Origin of the sequence: Janthinobacterium sp. 13 (genome assembly GCF_002749695.1) — a bacterium.
Lineage (GTDB): Bacteria > Pseudomonadota > Gammaproteobacteria > Burkholderiales > Burkholderiaceae_D > Janthinobacterium > Janthinobacterium kumbetense.
Genome location: NZ_PEEQ01000001.1, coordinates 3,711,831 through 3,730,464, shown reverse-complemented (window position 1 = coordinate 3,730,464; position 18,634 = coordinate 3,711,831). Strand labels below are relative to the sequence as shown.

Genomic DNA, 18,634 nt, shown 5'->3' with positions numbered 1-18,634 from the left:
TTCGATAAGATAGTCTAGTGCATAAATGGCGTTGCTTGCATCATGCGCACATTCCCCTTGATGAAGCGAGCCGCCATGCAACGATTTTCCTTCCTCCCCGCCGCCCTGCTGAGCCTGGCACTCGGCACAGGCCCTGCCCAGGCCGCCAATGCGGATACCGCCTGGCTGGCCAGCTGGACGGCCAGCCCGCAAGCCGTGTGGAGCAGCGACTTCCTGTTCCCCAGCAACGTGCCGGCCGTGCTGCACGGGCACACCGTGCGCCAGGTAGCGCGCCTCAGCGTGGGCGGCCCGCGCGTGCGCATCGTGCTGTCGAATGCGTATGGCAAGGTGCCGCTGCGCATCGGCGCGGCCACCGTGGCCCTGGCCGCTTCCGGTTCGGCCATCGAAGCGGGCAGCCTGCGCACGCTCACGTTTTCCGGCCAGCCCTCGGCCAGCGTGGCGCCGGGCGCGCCGCTCGTCAGCGACCCCGTCGACCTGCCCGTGCCGGACCTGGCCCGGCTGACGGTGAGCGTCCACCTGCCGCAAGCCAGCCCGACTTCCACGTTTCACTGGGATGGCCGCGAGACGGCCTGGATCGCCCCGCATGACCAGACACAGGCCCCGCGCATCGATGACTCTCCCGGCGTGCACACCACCACGGCGCGCCTTTTACTCAGCGCCATCCAGGTGGAAGCGGCGCCAGCCGCGCAAGCCGTGGCCATCCTGGGAGATTCGATCACCGATGGCGCCAGCGCCAGCCTGGGGATGGATGCGCGCTGGCCCGATTTCCTGGCCGAACGCCTGGCGCCGCAGGGCGTGGCGGTGATCAATGCGGGCATTTCCGGTGCGCGGCTGTTGTCCGACGGCATGGGAAGCAATGCCCTGGCGCGCTTCGAGCGCGACGTGCTGGCGCAGCCGGGCGTGCGCACGGTCGTCGTCTTGCTGGGGATCAATGACATCAGCTGGCCCGGCACGGCGTTTGCGCCACGGGAGCAACAGCCGACATTGGAGGAACTGAGCAGCGGCTACGCCCGGCTGATCGCCCAGGCCCGCAGCCGCGGCGTGCGCGTGGTCGGCGCCACCCTGACGCCGTTCGCAGGCGCCCTGCCCGGCACGCCGCTGAGCGACTATTATCAGCCTGATAAAGATACGCTGCGGCAACAACTCAATGCGTGGATACGCAGCAGCGGCAGTTTCGATGCCGTGCTCGACTTCGACGCCTGGGCGCGCGACCCCGCGCACCCGCTGCGCCTGCTGCCCGCCTACGACTCGGGCGACCACCTGCACCTGGGCGACGCGGGCAACCGGGCGCTGGCGGAAGGGATAGCCCTGCCGCTGCTATTGAATCAATCGCCCAGTCCCGCGTACAAGGCCGTGCTCAAGTAGCGCTCGCCAAACGACGGGATGATGGTGACGATGGTCTTGCCCGCGTTTTCCGGACGGCGCGCCACTTGCAGGGCCGCCCACAGGGCGGCGCCGGACGAGATGCCGACCAGCAAGCCTTCATCGCTGGCGGCCAGGCGCGCCGTGGCGAACGCGTCGTCATTCTTGACGCAAATGATTTCGTCGTAGATGGCCGTATTCAAAATCTGCGGCACGAAGCCGGCGCCGATGCCCTGGATCGGGTGCGGTCCCTTCGTCCCCTTCGACAACATCGGCGACGCTTCCGGTTCCACGGCGATCACTTGCACGCCGGGCTTGCGTTCCTTCAGCACTTCGCCGACGCCCGTGATCGTGCCGCCCGTGCCCACGCCGGCGACGACGATGTCCACTTGCCCATCCGTATCGCGCCAGATTTCCTCGGCCGTCGTGGCGCGGTGGATGGCGGGATTGGCGGGGTTATTGAATTGCTGCAACATCAGGTAGCGGGGGTCGGCCGCCACCAGTTCCTCGGCCTTGCGGATGGCGCCCAGCATGCCTTCGCTGCCGGGCGTGAGCACCAGCTCGGCGCCGTAGGCGCGCAGCAGGATGCGCCGTTCGCGACTCATGGTGTCGGGCATGACGAGGGTGCAGCGGTAGCCGCGCGCGGCGCACACCATGGCCAGCGCGATGCCCGTGTTGCCGCTGGTGGGCTCGACGATGACGGTGTCGGCATGGATCTTGCCGGCGGCTTCGGCCGCGACGATCATGGACAGGCCGATGCGGTCCTTGACGCTGTGCGCGGGATTGTAGAATTCGAGTTTGGCCAGGATGGTGGCCACACTGTCGGCGGCGATGCGGTTGATGCGCACCAGGGGGGTGTTGCCGATCAGTTCAGTGACGTCGTTGGCGATGTTCATGGAAGGAAGCTCCGCTATTTCAAGAAACCCCAGTCTACCGCGTTTCAAGACACTGAACAAAAAGTTCATGGCGTTGTTGCAATGCCTTGCCGTACTTTCGTACTGTCTTCGGCAATGCGCCTAGCCCTGAACATTTTGTTACGTGCCGATGGCGGCGGCGCGAGCATGCGCCGCCGCCAAACTGAACAATTACTTCACGTCCAGCAATTCCACATCGAAGATCAGTGCCGAGTTCGGCGGAATGTCGCCATTGCCGGCGCCGCGCGGGCCGTAGGCCAGTTCGCCTGGAATGATCAGGGTGCGCTTGCCGCCCACTTTCATGCCGGCCACGCCCTGGTCCCAGCCCTTGATGACCATGCCCTTGCCGAGCGGAAAGTCAAACGGGCCACGGCCCACGGAGCTGTCGAACTTCTTGCCGCGCGAATCTTTCGCCAGCGGACGGTACAGCCAGCCCGTGTAGTGCACGGTGACGTTGTTGCCTGCGGACGCTTCCTTGCCCGTGCCGACCTTGTTGTCGATCAAGATCAATTTATCGGCGACAGGGCCGGGGCTCAGCGAGACGGCGGAGGCGGGAACAGGCGCTGGCGCCTGTGCCTGCGCCAGCGACGCGGCGACGGAGCAGATCAGGGCAAACAAAACGGAGCTACGCGTCATGATGTATTCTTTCAGTGAGTTTCGGTGAGATCCCTGCGCCAGCGAACCGGCAGGGAACGCCAATAATAGCAAACCGCCGCAACGATAGGAAAAACTTGTCGCCCGATGCCCATTGCCCCCGCCTGTTTTACGCGCTATGGCCCGATGCGGCCACGCGCGCGGCCCTGGCCGCCTGGCAGGCGCGCCTGGAAGGCAAGCCCGTGCGCGCGGACAAGCTGCACCTGACCCTGGCCTTCCTGGGCCAGCGCCCGGCCAGCGAGCTGCCCGCCCTGCTGGGTATTCTGGAACACATGCCGGCGCGGGCCATGCCCCTGCTGTTCGATCACGCCAGCCATTTTACGCAGCTGGCGCTGGCCTGGGCCGCCCTGGCGCGGCCCTCGCCCGCCTTGCTCGACTTGCGCGCGGCCTGCATGCAGCGTCTGGCGGAACAAGGGCTGGCGCCGCGCTTCGAGCACGACCGCTTTACGCCGCACGTGACCCTGGCGCGCCAGGCGCCGCAGCCGGCCATCGAGGATTTCGCGCCCATCGCCTGGCAGGCGGACGAACTGGTGCTGGTGGAATCGCTGAAAAGCAGCGGCGATTACCGCATCCTGGCCAGCAGGAAGCTGATCTAAGCAGCGAGACTCAGGCGGCGTCCGGCACTGGCATTGGCGCTGGCACTGCGGCAACTTTGTCCTGGCGCAAGCTTTTCAGCGCATGGGCGGCCGCCACCATGCCGAAGCTGGCCGTCACCACCACGCTGGAACCGAAGCCGGCGCAATTGAGTCCCGTCACGCCGGCGGGCGCGCTGCCGTCAATGGCGCACGCTTCCGCGCTCTCGGGCGTGCTCAGCGGCTCCATGGAAAACACGGCGTCGACATTGAATTTGTTTTTCACGCCACGGGGGAAACCATATTCCGTGCGCAACAATTTGCGCACGCGCTTGAGCAGCGGTTCCTGTTCCGTCTTCGACAAGTCGCGCACGGCGATCAATGTCGGGTCCGTCTGCCCGCCCGCGCTGCCGATGGTCAGCATGGGAATGTTGCGCGCGCGACAATATGCAATCACGGCCGCTTTCGCCTTGGCATTGTCGATGGCGTCGACCAGGTAGTCGAAATCGCGTCCGCCCAGCAATTGCTCCAGATTATCGGGGGTAATGAAATCCTCGATCTGCGTGACCTGGCAAAACGGGTTGATCAATTCGATGCGTTCGGCCAGGGCCGTGATCTTGGCCTTGCCGATGGTGTCGCTCATGGCCTGGATCTGGCGGTTGATGTTCGATTCGGCCACATTATCCAGGTCGATCAGGGTCAGGCGGCCGACGGCGCTGCGCGCCAGCGCTTCGACGATCCAGGAACCGACGCCGCCCACGCCGATCACACACACATGCGCGGCGCGGAAGCGCGCCAGCGCGGGCGCGCCGTACAGGCGGGCAATGCCGCCAAAACGCCGCTCAAAATCGATCTCGGTCAAGTCCATGGAAATTAGTTCATTGGTGGAGGTATGCATGGCGCCATTTTAACGGACACTGCGCTGGCGGATATTCTAAAATAGCCGAATTGACACAGCGACAAGAGCAATTGTCGCCGCGCCCCCACACCGCTCACCACGAGAACTCGCCATGACCTCTCCCCTGTTCGACTCCGTTCCCGGCTTTGACCAGCCCATCGCCGTGCTCAAGCATTGCCACGACAAGATCCGCAAGCAGCTGACGACCCTGCAAAACCTGCTGGGCCATCTGGCGCAACACGGCAACACGGCGGACGCGCAGCAGGCGGCCAAGGCGGTGTTGCAATATTTCAATAAAGCGGCCCATCTGCACCATGACGATGAAGAGCAGGACTTGATGCCCATGCTGCAGGCCACGGCCACGGGCGACGATGCAGCCCTGCTGACCACGCTGGTGCCGGAAATCCTCGCCGACCACCAGCGCATGGATCAGGCCTGGCTGACCCTGCGCCCGGAACTGGACGCCATCGCTGCCGGCACGGGCACGCAGCTGTCCGCCGACGGCGTGCGCGATTATGTTGCCGCTTACCAGGCCCACATGGCCAAGGAAGAAGGCCAGCTGGCGCCCATGGCCAAGCGCCTGTTCAGCGCGCAACAGATGGAGCAGCTGGGCACGGCCATGCAGCACCGTCGCGGCATCGCGCCGGAAGAGACCGCCGCCCCGGCAGCGGCCACCGTGCCCGTGCACGATGCAGCCACCCTGGCCGCCATGCGCATCGATTATGTGCAAAGACTGTTATCCGAGGAAGACGTGCAGCGCGACCCGATTGCGCAATTTGAAAAGTGGTTCGACGAAGCGCTCAAGTCCCAGGTCAGCGAGCCGAACGCCATGAGCTTGTCCACCGTCAGTCCCGACGGCAAGCCCAGCTCGCGCATCGTGCTGATCAAGCAGTTCGATGAACGGGGTTTCACCTGGTACACGAATTACAACAGCGACAAGGGCCAGCAGCTGGAACACAACCCGCACGCGGCCTTGCTGTTCTTCTGGCGCGAGCTGGAGCGGCAAGTGCGCATCGAGGGCACGGTGGTGAAGACCACGGCGGCCGAGAGCGACGAGTATTTCAATGTGCGCCCCCTGCAAAGCCGGCTGTCAGCGATTGCCTCGCAGCAAAGTACACCGATCGCCAGCCGCGCCGAGCTGGAAAGCCATTACGAGGCCGTGGCCGCCGCCGTCGGCGATGCGCAGCCGCCGCGCCCCGCCCACTGGGGCGGCTACCGTTTGCAGCCGGAACGCATCGAATTCTGGCAGGGACGCCGCTCGCGCTTCCACGACCGCATCGTGTTTACCCGCGATGCTGACGGGCAATGGAGCATGCAGCGCCTGCAACCCTGAGCAGGATAAGCAAGGCGGCGCAAAGCAAGCTGGTCAATATAGGTGTAGGCTATGAGGGTAGAAGTTACTAAATGACATTGTTTCTCAATTTGCGGCTGCCATGGTGGCCGCTTCATTGGAGGCCATTTTGTTTGTACAAAACCAACTCAAGTCCTGGATCGCCAGCATCCGCAGCAAGACCGCCTTGCCGCTGCGCATAGAATTGTGGAATGGCCAGCATGTCGACCTGTCCAGCGAAGCGCCCAGAGTCACCATCCGCCTGCCGACCGTCGCCTCGGCCCGCTACCTGCTGAACCCGTCGCTGGCCAACCTGGGCTCGGCCTATGTGGAAGGCAATATCGAGGTCAAGGGCACGGCGATGGACATGATTTCCATCTGCAATGCCCTGGCGCGCACGACCTTGAAGCCGGAAGGCAAGCTGGCCCGCATCGTGCGCAGCTTTACGCACGACAAGAGCAAGGATGCCGAAGCCATCCGCTACCACTACGACGTGTCGAATGCGTTCTATGAACAATTTCTCGACCCCGCCCTCGTGTATTCCTGCGCGTATTTCGAACACGGCGATGAAACCCTGGCGCAGGCGCAAGTCAAGAAGATCGACCATATCCTGAAGAAAATCCAGCTGCAGCCGGGCCAGACCCTGCTCGACATCGGCTGCGGCTGGGGCGCGCTCGTGATTCGTGCCGCGCAGCAATATGGCGCCCGCTGCGTGGGCGTGACCCTGTCGGAAAACCAGTACGCGCTGGCGCGCGAGCGCGTGGCGGCGGCCGGCCTGGCCCATTTGATCGATATCCGCCTGCAAGACTACCGCGACGTCACGGGCCAGTTCGACCGCATCACCAGCGTGGGCATGTTCGAACACGTGGGCCTGAAACACTTGCCCGACTACTTTTCCATCATCCACAAGCTGCTGGCGCCCGATGGCATGGCGATGAACCACGGCATCACCTCGACCGACCCGGACAATGGCGAAACGCCGTATGGCGGCGGGGAATTCATCGAAAAGTATGTGTTTCCGCACGGCGAGCTGGCGCACATCGGCAATGTCTTGAAAACCATGCAGCAGGGGGGGCTGGAAGTGCTGGACGTGGAAAACCTGCGCCGCCACTATGCGCGCACCTGCGCCCTGTGGACGGAGAATTTCGAAGCCCATGCCGAGCAGATCCGTCCGCTGGCGGGCGAGCGGCGCTTCCGCATCTGGCACGTCTACCTGGCCGGCTGCGCCTATGCCTTCGAGCAAGACCTGATCAGCTTGTACCAGATCGTCTGCGTGAAGGCAGGCCGGCGCTCGTCCACCCTGCCCTGGTCGCGCAACTACATGTATGCGCAAGAGAATACGCAGGAAACAAGGCCGGCGCCCGTGCTCGCGCCCTGACAGGCGTGCGGGGCCGTCTTACTTCAGGCGGCCCGCGTACATGGCGCGGAATTTCTCCACCTTGGGCGCGACGACGAGGGCGCAATAGCCCTGCAAGGGATGCTGCTCGACATAATTCTGGTGGTAATCCTCGGCCGGATAAAAGGTGGCGGCCGGCGCCAGCTGCGTGACGATGGGCGCATCCCACACGCCGGCCATTTCGGCGAGCACCTTGCGCGCCACGCTTTCCTGCGCGGCTGACTGGTAACAGATGACGGAGCGAAATTGCGTACCGACATCATTTCCCTGGCGATTCAAGGTGGTGGGGTCGTGCAGCGTGAAAAAGATTTCCAGCAAGTCGTGGTAAGCGATGATGGCAGGGTCGAATTCCAGGCGCACCACTTCCGCGTGGCCCGTGTCGCCCTTGCAAACCTGTTCGTAGCTGGGATGGGGCACGCTGCCGCCCGTGTAGCCGCACTCGACGCGCGTCACGCCGCGCACTTCCCCATACACGGCGGCGAGGCACCAGAAACAGCCACCGCCGAATACCGCCACTTCCGTCTGTTGATTCATGATGTCCTCCCGCAACGCTGCTGCGACTTATCATTTCACCACTGTAACGCAAAGTGCCATGGCTTGCAGCGCCGCTTGAAACGGCGCGTGGGACACCGCACATACGGGCATGCCGGCCACGATTGCGCTGGCATGGCCGATTTTTGGCATAATGTCAGCAAATAGACAGGTCACCCATGAACACACGCTCTCCCCGCGCGCCCGCGCAAGAATTCGATACGACACATTTCCGCCAGGCACTGTCGCAGTTTGCCACCGGCGTGACGGTCATCACGACGCGCCTGGCCGACGGCAGTTTCCGCGGCTTGACGGCCAGTTCCTTCAATTCCGTCTCGCTGTCGCCGCCCCTGGTGCTGTGGAGCCTCGGTTCCGTGGCGAACAGCATGCCCATTTTCAGCGGCAACTCGCATTACGTCATCAATGTGCTGGGCGCCGACCAGGCGGAACTGGCCACGCGCTTTTCACGCCGCACGCCGAATCCCTTCGACGACGTGGAGTACGAACTGTCGCGCACGGGACAGCCCATCCTGAAAGGCGCATCGGCCTGGTTCGAATGCCACAACCGCAGCCGCTATCCGGAAGGCGACCACGTCATTTTCGTGGGCGAAGTGGAACAATGCGCGTTTGCCGCGCAGCCGCCCTTGATCTTCCACAATGGTAAGTTCAATACACCGCCAGCCTGAGCGGGACAAAAAAAAATCCGCCGAGGCGGATTTTTTGTTTTACAGGGTAAAGTTATACCCGATGCTGATACTCACGGCGACCGGGTCGAGCTTGATGTCCTGCGTCTGCCCCGTGGAGAATTTCGCCTTGGTTTTCAGGTAAGTCTTGACCACGGCCACATCGGCAAACCAGCGCTCGTTGAAGGCCAGGGTGCTGCCGACCACCAGGCTGCCTGTCAGCTTGTTGTCCATGCGGTAAGTCACGGGTTTTCCACCCGGATCCAGCAAGGCCGTCATCTGGCCCGAGCCTTTTTCCTTCTGGAAATAGGCATACGTCAAGCCCGCGCCCACGTATGGGCGGATCATCGCATTGGGCTGGAAGAAACGGTACTGGATGAAGGCCGTCGGCGGCAAGGCTTCCGCCGTCCCCAGCTTGCCCGTGCCCTTGATGGAACCGGCGCCGATCAGGTCATGCTTGTACGGCACGCCCAAAATCATTTCAGCGGAAACATTGTCCGTGATCATGTAGGCAAAGGTCAGGATGGGCTTGGTATCCGACTTGACGTCGGCTTTCGTGCCCGGCAATGCTGGCGCGGAAATGTCGCCACTTTCCACGTGCGGCGTGATCTTGTTGAGGCCAGCCTTGGCCATCCAGGTGCCTGCGCTTTGCGCCGAAGCGCCCGTCGCCATGGCCATCGCGGCGGCCGCGGCCAGCACGCGTACAGCGGTATTCAAACGATTCTTCATCTTGTCTCCTGATTCATTATGTGCGGATAGCCCCGCTATCCAGTCTTGTCGCTGCCAGCGCCAGCCACATCGCGGGGATGCAGCTGGCGCGGCCCTCCCTTACAGCCAGCCCCGCACGACCATGTCCTTGGCCACATAACGGGCCAGCAACAGGTTGTTGAACGGCGTAGGGTGCACATCGTCGGCATACGAGTAGTGGCTGACGTCGCCCGCTTTCAGGTTCGTGCCATTGCACACGAGCGAGCTGCCCAGGAAATTCTTCGCTGGCGTCAGGTCGCACGCCGTCTCGCTGACATTGGTCAAGCCATACGGGCCAGGATTGACGCCCTGGTCATGGCTGACGGCAAACACGTCGACCAGCAAGACTTTCGCGTTGCCGTTCAAGCCCCCGCTCAGCTCTCCGTTGAAGGCGCTGACCATGGCATTGATGAGCGCCTTGGTATTGGCATCCTTGCTCAGGCCCGATGGCGTGCCGGCCACGTCCGGCAGGTTGTTGACGATGACATAGTTGGCGCCCTTGGCAATGATCTGATCCTTGACCAGCGCCACCAGCTCGGTGCCAGCCTGTTTCATGGCACCAACCAGTGCAGGACCATTCGCCGCGGCGTAATCGGCACCAGCCTTGGCGCCGGCAGCGGCACCGGCGGCGTTGCCGGTGACCGTCGCATCGGCTTGCGCCTTGGTCACCAGCGGGCTATACACGGCTGGCGAAGCGACCGCCGTATCGCCGGCGGTGGCGGCAGCGGTCACGGCAGCGCCCACGATCGATGCTGACGTGGCGCCAGGCGCCGCAGCGGCGGCCGCCACGGCCGCGCCGATGGCTTGCGCTGCCGTGTCAGGGTTGGCGGCGCGCGCTGCCAGGGCAGCAACCAGATTGGAGGCAAAGGCTTTCGCGCCAGCAGCGGCACCGGCAGCCGCGCCAGCCGTCTGGCCAGCAGCAGTGGCCTTCGCTTGCAAGTCGCCCAGCAGGAACAGCACGTCGTTACCGCCCGCCATCACGAAGACGGCTTCCGTACCGCTGAACTTGCCGCCGGAAACGGCCAGGTGGTTCGCAATCTGCGTCACCACGGGCACGGTCAGGGCGCCCAGCGCACCGCCCGCCAACTTGTTGTTCGGGCCGACCGGGTTGGTGACGCGCGAACCGCCCATGGCGTAGCCGAAGCAGCCCGCATGCTTGACGCGCGGAGCCTGCAGGGAGGGAATGCTGCCTTCCAGGCCCGTTTCGGCGGCGCATGGCACCGGCAAGCCGAATTGCGCGGCCAGGTGCTCGGTCCAGTTCTTGCCCGTCAGTTCAGGATTGATCTTGGTATTGTCGCCATTGATGGTGAATTTGCCGCCACCGCTCACCGCCACGCCGGCGACGGCATACGAACCGACATCGGACAGGCTGTCGCCGAACGACACCTGCGCCGTGTATTTGACTTTCAAGGCTTGATCACCGCCACTGGCGCCGCCGCAACCTGCCAGGACAGCCGCAGCCAGCACGGCCAGCGCGAATTTTGTTTGATGCATTTTGTCTCCTCGGTCTTTTTTCTGGTTTCTAAACGAACGGGCGTGCTATTCGCTACCCAACTAATATGCCATCGTTCCTCAGGCTTGTATAGAAAATATGTTTTAAAAATCAACGAAATAACAACACCGCCAGCGCCCCGTCACGACCGGGCGATCCGCTGAATTATGGAGGATATAAGATGTTTCGTGGCAAGCATCTCTATTGCGCTGCATCAAGAAAAAGCCCCTTGCGGGGCTTTTATTATGCGGACAGAAATTGCTGCAAGATACCACTTGAGCCGAAGGCGGCACGCCGCAGACGGTCATTCACGCCCAGCCACGCGGGGCCGGTGGGCGGTGCTTCGACGAGTATCAACTCGGCGCCGACCTGGTCCATCGTGCGCAGCGAGGCATACAGCGCATGTGCGTAATTTTCCGGGGTCGCTGCCAGGCGCACGCTGGCGCTGGCCGGCGGCAGATCCGAGTAGTGGATCAGGGCCACGCGGCGCCCGTCATTGAGCAGGCGGTTCAAGGTGGCGCGCACGTCGTCGCTGTGCTGCATCGCAACAGGCGTGTGCGGTGCGTAATGCGATTCCAGGGTGCCCGAGGCGCGCGGCGCGGCCGCATCCGCCACGGCCGGTGCGCGGCCAATGACGGCGGCGATCTGCTCGCTGCTGATATGGCCGGGACGCAACAGCACGGGACCGTGCGTGGCCAGGCGCGACAGGTCGACGATGGTCGATTCGATGCCGACATCGCTCTGTCCGCCGTCGAGAACCTGGCCCAGCAAGCCGCTGGCGAGTTCCGCCGCGAATTCATCGCGCACATGCTGCGCCGTGGTGGGGCTGACATTGCCGAATTTGTTCGCCGACGGCGCCGCCAGGCCGCCCTTGCCGCCTTTGAAGGTGCGTAGCAATGCGATAGCCACCGGATGCGACGGGCAGCGCAAGCCCACCGTATCCTGGCCGCCGGACACGGCGTCGGGAATATGCGCGGCGCGCCTGACGATCAGGGTCAGCGGACCGGGCCAGAAGGCAGCCACCAGTTGCTGCGCTTCGGGCGGAATATCGTCGGACCAGTGCGCCAAGTCGGCGCCAGGCGCCACGTGCACGATCACGGGATGGTCCGAAGGCCGGCCCTTGGCTTCGTAGATGCGCGCCACGGCGGCCGGGTTTTCCGCATCGGCGCCCAGGCCATACACCGTTTCCGTCGGGAAAGCGACGAGGCCGCCCCCTTCCAGCACGGCAGCGGCCGCCGCCAGATCGTGTGCAAGTACGCTCACGGCGCGATTCCCAGAATCAGGCAAGCGTCGCGCAGGCGCTGCTGCGCCTCTTGCAAGGTGGCAGCGATGAAAGTCAGGTGGCCCATCTTGCGGCCACGGCGCGGGGCGTCCTTGCCATACAGGTGCAGGCACGCGCCCGGCAGCGCCAGCACCTGGTCCCACGCCGGTTCGCTGGCAACATCGCTGTCGCCGGCAAACCAGGCGTCGCCCAGGATGTTGAGCATCACGGCCGGCGAATGCTGGCGCACGTCGCCCAGAGGCAGACGCGCCATGGCCCGCACCTGCTGCGCGAACTGGCTGGTGACGCAGGCGTCCATCGTGTAGTGGCCGCTGTTGTGGGGACGGGGCGCCATTTCATTGACCACCAGACTGCCGTCGTCCAGCACGAAAAATTCGATGCACAGCACGCCGACATAACCGAGTTCAGCGACCATGGCTTGCGCCGCCCGCTGCGCCCTGGCGGCGCAGTCGTCCGACACGTTCGGGCCCGGCACGGTAGTGGTAAACAGGACGCCGTCGCGGTGCACGTTTTCAGCGATCGGATACACGACCGATTCGCCATCCACGCCGCGCGCCGTCAGCACGGACACTTCATACGCCAGCGGCAACATTTTTTCCAACAGGCAAGTTACCTCGCCCATTTCCGCAAAGGCGGCGCGCACGTCGTCGCGCGTGCGCACGCGGAACTGGCCCTTGCCGTCATAGCCCATGCGCACGGTTTTCAAGATGCCCGGCAGCAAGTCGTCGCCGATGGCGTCGATATCGTCCTGCGTGGCGATGACCCTATGCGGCGCCGGCAGCACGCCGGACTTGGCGGCGCAGTCGACAAAGAAACGTTTTTCCGCGATGCGATCTTGCGCCACCGACACGCCGTGCGCATCCGGCGCCACGAATACCCGTTCGGCCAGGCGCGACAGGCTGTCAGCCGGCACGTTCTCGAACTCGGTGGTGACGGCCAGGCATTGCGCCGCCAGGGCGTCGAGGCCGGCGACATCATCATATGCGGCATGGACCAGGCGCTGCGCCACCTGCCCCGCAGGGCAAGTAGCGGCTGGCTCCAGCACAGGTTCAAGAACTGCAACCTGGTAGCCCATGCTCTGGGCGGCCTGGGCAAACATGCGGCCGAGCTGGCCGCCGCCCATCACGCCCAGCCACGCCGGTGGATGGGCGGCAGGCAGCAATGGGGAAGTCGATTTACTATTCATTATTTTTCAAACATATTAATCAGGCAAGACCATGGCCTTGGCGGCGGCCGTTTGCGTGGTACGGAACGCTTCCAGCTTTTCGGCCAGGACATCGTCGTTGGCGGCCAGCATCGCCACGGCCGTCAGCGCCGCATTCGCCGCGCCCGCTTCGCCGATGGCGAAAGTGGCGACCGGCACGCCCTTGGGCATTTGCAGGATGGACAACATGGAGTCTTCGCCACGCAAGTATTTCGATGGCACGGGTACGCCCAGCACGGGCACGATGGTCATCGCCGCCACCATGCCAGGCAGGTGGGCCGCGCCGCCGGCGCCGGCGATGATGGCGCGCAAGCCGCGCGCGCGCGCGCTTTTCGCGTACGCATACATCTCGTCGGGCATGCGGTGCGCGGAAATGACTTGCGCTTCGTACGGCACGCCAAACTGTTTCAGGATGGCAACCGCATTCTGCATCACGTCCCAGTCAGAGGACGACCCCATGATGACGCCGACCAGCGGCTTATTCTGCTCGCTCATCTCAGGCCTTCAGCTTCTCGCCCGTCAGGCGTTCGATGGCTTCGAAGTACTTGGCCTGGGTTTTTTCGATGACGTCGGCCGGCAGCGCCGGCGCCGGCGCGGTCTTGCCCCAGGTCAACGTTTCCAGGTAGTCGCGCACGAATTGCTTGTCGAACGACGGCGGCGAGATGCCTGGCTGGTAGGAATCGGCAGGCCAGAAGCGCGACGAGTCGGCCGTCAGCACTTCATCCATCAGATGCATGACGCCATTGTCGTCCAGGCCGAATTCGAACTTGGTGTCGGCGATGATGATGCCGCGCGTGGCCGCATATTCGGCGGCCGTCTTGTAGAGGGCAATGGCGACGTCGCGCATCTTGGCGGCCAGCTCGGCACCGATGCGCTCTTCCATTTCAGCAAAGCTGATGTTTTCGTCATGCTCGCCCAGTTCGGCCTTGGCTGCCGGGGTGAAGATCGGCTCCGGCAGTTTTTCCGCCTGTTGCAAGCCCGCTGGCAGCGCGATGCCGCAGATGCTGCCCGTGTCCTGATAGTCTTTCCAGCCCGAACCGATGATGTAGCCGCGCACGACTGCCTCGACCATGATCGGTTTCAAACGCTTGGCCACCACGGCGCGGCCTTGCACTTGCTCCACTTCCTCTGGCGCCACCACGGATTCCGGCGCCACGCCGGTCAGGTGGTTCGGCACGATGTGGCCCAGTTTCTCGAACCAGAAATCGCTCATCTGGTTGAGGACCTTGCCCTTGCCGGGGATAGGCTCGTTCATGACGACATCGAAGGCCGACAGGCGGTCCGTGGTGACGATCAGGATCTTGTCGTCGCCAACGGCGTAGTTGTCGCGGACCTTGCCGTGGCCCAGCAATGGCAGGGAGTGGATGGAAGTCTGATAGAGGCTGTTCATAGCGGGGGAATAGTTGGATGAAACGAAACCGGCAGGCAGGGGGTGCCCGCCGGTCGAGAAAATCGGGCACGGAGCATTGCTTCCGGCCCGTTCCAGACAGAATTTTACTTCACAATTTGCGACAGCTCGCCGGCCTTGTAGCGCTCGGCCATTTTTTCCATCGTGATGACCTTGATTTTCGACGCCTGGCCTTCGCAGCCGAACGCCTGCATGCGCGCGCGCACGATTTGCTCGGCGGCGGTGCGGGCTGGCTTCAGGAAGTCGCGCGGGTCGAATTTCGACGGGTTCTCGAACAGGTACTTGCGGATCGCGGCCGTCATCGCCAGGCGGATGTCGGTATCGATGTTGATCTTGCGCACGCCGTGACGGATGCCTTCCTGGATTTCCTCGACTGGCACGCCGTAGGTTTCCTTCATGTCGCCGCCGAATTCGCGGATGATGGCCAGCAATTCCTGCGGCACCGACGACGAACCGTGCATCACCAGGTGGGTGTTCGGGATGCGCGCGTGGATTTCCTTGATGCGGTCGATGGCCAGGATGTCGCCCGTCGGCTTGCGGGTAAACTTATACGCGCCGTGCGAGGTGCCGATGGCGATCGCCAGGGCGTCGCACTGGGTGCGCTGTACGAAGTCGGCCGCTTGCGCCACGTCCGTCAGCAGTTGCTCGCGGGTCATGGTGCCGTCGGCGCCGTGGCCGTCTTCCTTGTCGCCCTTCATGGTTTCCAGCGAACCGAGCACGCCCAGTTCCGCTTCCACCGTCACGCCGATGGCGTGCGAGAATTTCACCACTTCACGCGACACTTCCACGTTGTATTCGTAGGAAGCGACCGACTTGCCGTCCGCTTCCAGCGAGCCGTCCATCATCACGGAAGTAAAACCCGAGCGGATGGCGGCCATGCAGACGGCCGGCGACTGGCCGTGATCCTGGTGCATGACGACAGGAATGTGCGGATACGCTTCGACAGCCGCGTCGATCAGATGGCGCAGGAACGCTTCACCGGCGTACTTGCGCGCGCCAGCGGACGCTTGCATGATCACCGGGCTGTTCAGCGCATCAGCGGCAGCCATGATGGCTTGCACTTGCTCCAGGTTATTGACGTTGAAAGCAGGAATGCCATAACCGTTTTCGGCAGCATGGTCCAGCAGTTGACGCATGGATACGAGAGACATGGTAATACTCCAGATAACAATAGAAACCGTTGCGGCGCTTCGCGGTGGTCAATAACCGCGGCGGCGCCTGAATTCTTTCAACTAAATTAGAACGTCCAACAAACTGCTCAGGGCTAGGCGCGTTGCCGAAGGCAGTACAACTAGTACAACTAGGCAATGCAACAACGCCCTGGGCAGTTTTTACTCGAATTCGCCTACCTTCACAATCTTCAAGGCATTCGTGCCGCCCACCTGCCCCATCGGCTCGCCCCAGGTGACGACGATCATGTCGCCCTTGCGGACGATACCCTGCGCCACCAGCAACTCTTCCGCCTGCTTCAGCACTTGCGCGCTGGGGGCGTTCTGCATCAGATGATACGCCCGAACATTGCGGTACAGCGCGGCTTTGCGCAAAGTGGTGACACTGGGCGTGAGCGCGTAGATTGGCGTGTCGATACTGTGGCGGCTCATCCACAAGGCGGTGGAACCGGATTCCGTCAGCGCCACGATGGCTTTGACGCGCAGGTGATGGGCGGTGAACAGCGCGCCGTAGGCGATCGACTGGTCGATGCGGGTAAAGGTGACGTTGAGGAAATCGGCATCGAGCTTGTTGTATTCGGATTGTTCCGCTTCCACGCAGATGGCGGCCATCATTTCCACCGTCTCGATCGGGTACTTGCCCGAGGCCGTTTCGGCCGACGTCATGACGGCGTCCGTGCCATCGAGCACGGCATTGGCCACGTCGGACACTTCCGCGCGGGTCGGCACGGCGTTGACGATCATCGATTCCATCATTTGTGTTGCCGTAATGGCAATCTTGTTCGACGCGCGCGCCATCTTGATCATGCGTTTCTGCAAGGCCGGCACGGCCGCGTTGCCCACCTCGACCGCCAGGTCGCCGCGCGCCACCATGATGCCGTCGGACGCGTCGAGAATTTCTTGCAGCGCGGGAATAGCTTCCGCACGCTCGATCTTGGCGATCATCATCGGCTTGTGGTGGTACGGTTCGCCGGCGATATTGGCCAGCTGGCGCGCCATTTCCATGTCGGTCGCACATTTCGGGAAGGAAATAGCCAGGTAGTCGGCCTGGAAACTCATGGCCGTCTTGATATCTTCCATATCCTTGGCCGTCAGCGCGGGCGCGGACAGGCCGCCGCCCTGGCGGTTGATACCCTTGTTGTTCGACAATTCGCCGCCAATCTTGACGGTGGTGTGGATTTCGCTGCCGTGGATGCGCTCGACGATCAGCACGATGAGCCCGTCGTTCAGCAGCAGCACGTCGCCCTTGTGCAAGTCGCGCGGCAGGGCCTTGTAGTCGAGACCGACACGCTCCTGGTTGCCCAGTTCGCCGTTTTCGCCCCACTTGGCGTCGAGGATGAACTTGTCGCCCGCTTCGAGCTGGATGCGGGAATTTTCAAACTTGCCGACGCGAATCTTCGGCCCTTGCATGTCGGCCATGATGGCCACTTCGCGCCCGCACTCGGCCGCCGCCAGGCGCACCAGCGCCGCGCGGTCGATATGGTCTTGCGCCTTGCCGTGGGAAAAATTCAAACGCACCACGTCGACGCCCGCACGTATCATCTTCACCAGGATATCGAAGTCGGTGGAAGCGGGGCCGATTGTTGCTACGATTTTTGTACCGCGTGGCATAGGAGTCCTTGTGCGCGAGCGAAGGTGAGCAAGACCTGGCGGCTGAACCGCCCGGCAAGGTAAAAGCGCAGCGGTCAGGCTGCGCTTGGTACTGAATTGCTGACGGCGGCGCCTTAAGCGGCGCGCTGCATCAGGATTTCAACGGCGGGTAAAGTCTTGCCTTCCAGGAACTCCAGGAAAGCGCCGCCGCCCGTCGAGATATAGCTGATTTTATCGGTAATGTCGTATTTGGCAATCGCCGCCAGGGTGTCGCCACCGCCAGCGATGGAGAATGCTTTCGAATCGGCAATGGCCAGGGCCAGGGTCTTGGTGCCGTTGCCGAACTGGTCGAATTCGAACACGCCGACGGGGCCGTTCCACACGATGGTGCCGGCGGCGCCGATTTGCTGCGCCAGCAGGGCCGCCGTCTTCGGGCCGATATCGAGGATCATGTCGTCGTCCGCCACGTCGGCCACGTCCTTGACGGTGGCAACGGCCGTGGGCGAGAATTCCTTGGCGCACACGACATCGACGGGAATCGGCACTTGCGCGCCGCGCTTGGCCATGATGTCGATGATGGCTTTCGCTTCCTCGACGAGTTCCGCTTCCACCAGCGACTTGCCGACGTTCAAGCCGACAGCTTTCATGAAGGTGTTGGCGATGCCGCCGCCGACGATCAGGTTATCAACCTTGTCGGACAGGGCTTTCAGGATGGTCAGCTTGCTCGATACTTTCGAACCAGCAACAATGGCCAGCAGCGGACGGGCTGGCGCGTGCAGCGCCTTGCCCAATGCATCGAGCTCGGCGGCCAGCAGCGGGCCGGCGCAGGCGACGGGCGCGAACTTGGCGATGCCGTGCGTGGACGCTTCGGCGCGGTGGGCCGTGCCGAACGCGTCATTGACGTAGATATCGCACAATTTGGCCATTTTTTGCGCCAGCTCATCGCTGTTTTTCTTTTCGCCCTTGTTGACGCGCACGTTTTCCAGCAGGACGACCTGGCCGGCAGCCAGGTTTTCCAGGCCGGCGCCATCGACCCAGTTTTGTTTCAATGCAACTTCCTGGCCCAGCAGCTCGGACAGGCGGGCGGCCACGGGCGCCAGGCTGTCGGCAGGCTTGAACTCGCCTTCCGTCGGACGGCCCAGGTGCGACGTCACCATGACGGCGGCGCCAGCGTCCAGCGCGGCGCGGATGGCCGGCACCGAGGCGCGGATGCGCGTATCTTCGGTGATCTTGCCACTGTCATCTTGCGGGACATTCAGGTCGGCGCGGATAAACACGCGCTTGCCTTGCAGTGCATTTTGGGCGATCAAATCTTGCAGACGGATGAAGTTGAGAACAGCTGACATGGCGATCCAGATGACGAGTGGAAGGAAGTGCGCTATTTTACCGCAATGACCAGAGC

Annotated in this window: 18 protein-coding genes; 5 read left to right on the top strand and 13 right to left on the bottom strand. The window is 63.2% G+C overall.

Annotation, left to right across the window (positions count from 1 at the left end; all coding sequences use genetic code 11):
- Positions 1–75: 75 nt before the first annotated feature.
- Positions 76–1,365, top strand: coding sequence for an SGNH/GDSL hydrolase family protein (locus tag CLU94_RS16355; protein ID WP_257218847.1), 1,290 nt, complete (start codon positions 76–78; stop codon positions 1,363–1,365).
- On the opposite strand, the gene cysK is transcribed toward CLU94_RS16355, so the two are convergent.
- Positions 1,326–2,258 carry a cysteine synthase A gene (gene cysK / locus CLU94_RS16350; RefSeq protein ID WP_099666375.1) on the bottom strand — a complete coding sequence of 311 codons (933 nt, stop codon included), beginning with the start codon at positions 2,256–2,258 and terminating at the stop codon, positions 1,326–1,328. The genes CLU94_RS16355 and cysK overlap by 40 nt on opposite strands.
- Positions 2,259–2,447: 189 nt before the next feature.
- Positions 2,448–2,912: an FKBP-type peptidyl-prolyl cis-trans isomerase gene (locus tag CLU94_RS16345; protein ID WP_077408663.1), complete on the bottom strand. Its 465-nt coding sequence runs from the start codon at positions 2,910–2,912 to the stop codon at positions 2,448–2,450.
- A gap of 95 nt (positions 2,913–3,007) precedes the next feature.
- Here CLU94_RS16345 and thpR point away from each other — a divergent pair, with 95 nt between their 5' ends.
- Positions 3,008–3,526 carry an RNA 2',3'-cyclic phosphodiesterase gene (gene thpR / locus CLU94_RS16340; protein WP_180278679.1) on the top strand — a complete coding sequence of 173 codons (519 nt, stop codon included), beginning with the start codon at positions 3,008–3,010 and terminating at the stop codon, positions 3,524–3,526.
- Positions 3,527–3,536: 10 nt separating this feature from the next.
- Here thpR and CLU94_RS16335 read toward each other — a convergent pair whose 3' ends face one another.
- On the bottom strand, positions 3,537–4,400 hold the full coding sequence (locus CLU94_RS16335; RefSeq protein ID WP_257218844.1) for a tRNA threonylcarbamoyladenosine dehydratase: 864 nt from the start codon (positions 4,398–4,400) through the stop codon (positions 3,537–3,539).
- Between the two features lie 112 nt (positions 4,401–4,512).
- On the opposite strand from CLU94_RS16335, the gene pdxH reads away from it, so the two are divergent.
- Positions 4,513–5,733 carry a pyridoxamine 5'-phosphate oxidase gene (pdxH, locus tag CLU94_RS16330; protein WP_099666372.1) on the top strand — a complete coding sequence of 407 codons (1,221 nt, stop codon included), beginning with the start codon at positions 4,513–4,515 and terminating at the stop codon, positions 5,731–5,733.
- Positions 5,734–5,860: 127 nt separating this feature from the next.
- A complete protein-coding gene (locus tag CLU94_RS16325; protein ID WP_099668346.1) occupies positions 5,861–7,108 on the top strand; it encodes an SAM-dependent methyltransferase in 1,248 nt (415 codons plus the stop codon).
- A gap of 18 nt (positions 7,109–7,126) precedes the next feature.
- Here the strand turns inward: CLU94_RS16325 and msrA are convergent, their stop codons facing one another.
- Positions 7,127–7,660 (bottom strand): peptide-methionine (S)-S-oxide reductase MsrA, encoded by a 534-nt coding sequence (gene msrA / locus CLU94_RS16320; protein WP_099666371.1) that lies wholly within the window; start codon positions 7,658–7,660, stop codon positions 7,127–7,129.
- Between the two features lie 176 nt (positions 7,661–7,836).
- Here msrA and CLU94_RS16315 point away from each other — a divergent pair, with 176 nt between their 5' ends.
- Positions 7,837–8,343 (top strand): flavin reductase family protein, encoded by a 507-nt coding sequence (locus CLU94_RS16315; RefSeq protein ID WP_077408668.1) that lies wholly within the window; start codon positions 7,837–7,839, stop codon positions 8,341–8,343.
- Between the two features lie 39 nt (positions 8,344–8,382).
- On the opposite strand, the gene CLU94_RS16310 is transcribed toward CLU94_RS16315, so the two are convergent.
- The 9 genes from CLU94_RS16310 to CLU94_RS16270 form a co-directional block, all read right to left on the bottom strand.
- Complete coding sequence (locus tag CLU94_RS16310; RefSeq protein WP_180278678.1) at positions 8,383–9,069, bottom strand: OmpW/AlkL family protein; 687 nt, start codon at positions 9,067–9,069, stop codon at positions 8,383–8,385.
- 99 nt (positions 9,070–9,168) lie between these two features.
- Complete coding sequence (locus tag CLU94_RS16305; RefSeq protein WP_099666370.1) at positions 9,169–10,581, bottom strand: SGNH/GDSL hydrolase family protein; 1,413 nt, start codon at positions 10,579–10,581, stop codon at positions 9,169–9,171.
- Positions 10,582–10,822: 241 nt separating this feature from the next.
- Positions 10,823–11,842 (bottom strand): L-threonylcarbamoyladenylate synthase, encoded by a 1,020-nt coding sequence (locus CLU94_RS16300; RefSeq protein ID WP_099666369.1) that lies wholly within the window; start codon positions 11,840–11,842, stop codon positions 10,823–10,825.
- The gene (locus CLU94_RS16295; protein ID WP_099666368.1) at positions 11,839–13,047 is read right to left on the bottom strand and encodes a 5-(carboxyamino)imidazole ribonucleotide synthase; all 1,209 of its coding nucleotides are present in this window, start codon (positions 13,045–13,047) and stop codon (positions 11,839–11,841) included. The genes CLU94_RS16300 and CLU94_RS16295 overlap by 4 nt, the downstream gene beginning before the upstream one ends.
- Positions 13,048–13,062: 15 nt before the next feature.
- Positions 13,063–13,560: a 5-(carboxyamino)imidazole ribonucleotide mutase gene (gene purE, locus CLU94_RS16290; protein ID WP_077408673.1), complete on the bottom strand. Its 498-nt coding sequence runs from the start codon at positions 13,558–13,560 to the stop codon at positions 13,063–13,065.
- 1 nt (position 13,561) lies between these two features.
- Entirely contained in the window at positions 13,562–14,455 is an 894-nt protein-coding gene (locus CLU94_RS16285; protein ID WP_099666367.1) for a phosphoribosylaminoimidazolesuccinocarboxamide synthase, read from the bottom strand.
- Between the two features lie 104 nt (positions 14,456–14,559).
- Positions 14,560–15,624 (bottom strand): class II fructose-bisphosphate aldolase, encoded by a 1,065-nt coding sequence (gene fba, locus CLU94_RS16280; protein WP_010401625.1) that lies wholly within the window; start codon positions 15,622–15,624, stop codon positions 14,560–14,562.
- Positions 15,625–15,804: 180 nt separating this feature from the next.
- The gene (gene pyk, locus CLU94_RS16275) at positions 15,805–17,253 is read right to left on the bottom strand and encodes a pyruvate kinase (RefSeq protein ID WP_099666366.1); all 1,449 of its coding nucleotides are present in this window, start codon (positions 17,251–17,253) and stop codon (positions 15,805–15,807) included.
- Positions 17,254–17,366: 113 nt separating this feature from the next.
- Positions 17,367–18,578 carry a phosphoglycerate kinase gene (locus CLU94_RS16270; protein WP_099666365.1) on the bottom strand — a complete coding sequence of 404 codons (1,212 nt, stop codon included), beginning with the start codon at positions 18,576–18,578 and terminating at the stop codon, positions 17,367–17,369.
- Positions 18,579–18,634 lie beyond the last annotated feature (56 nt).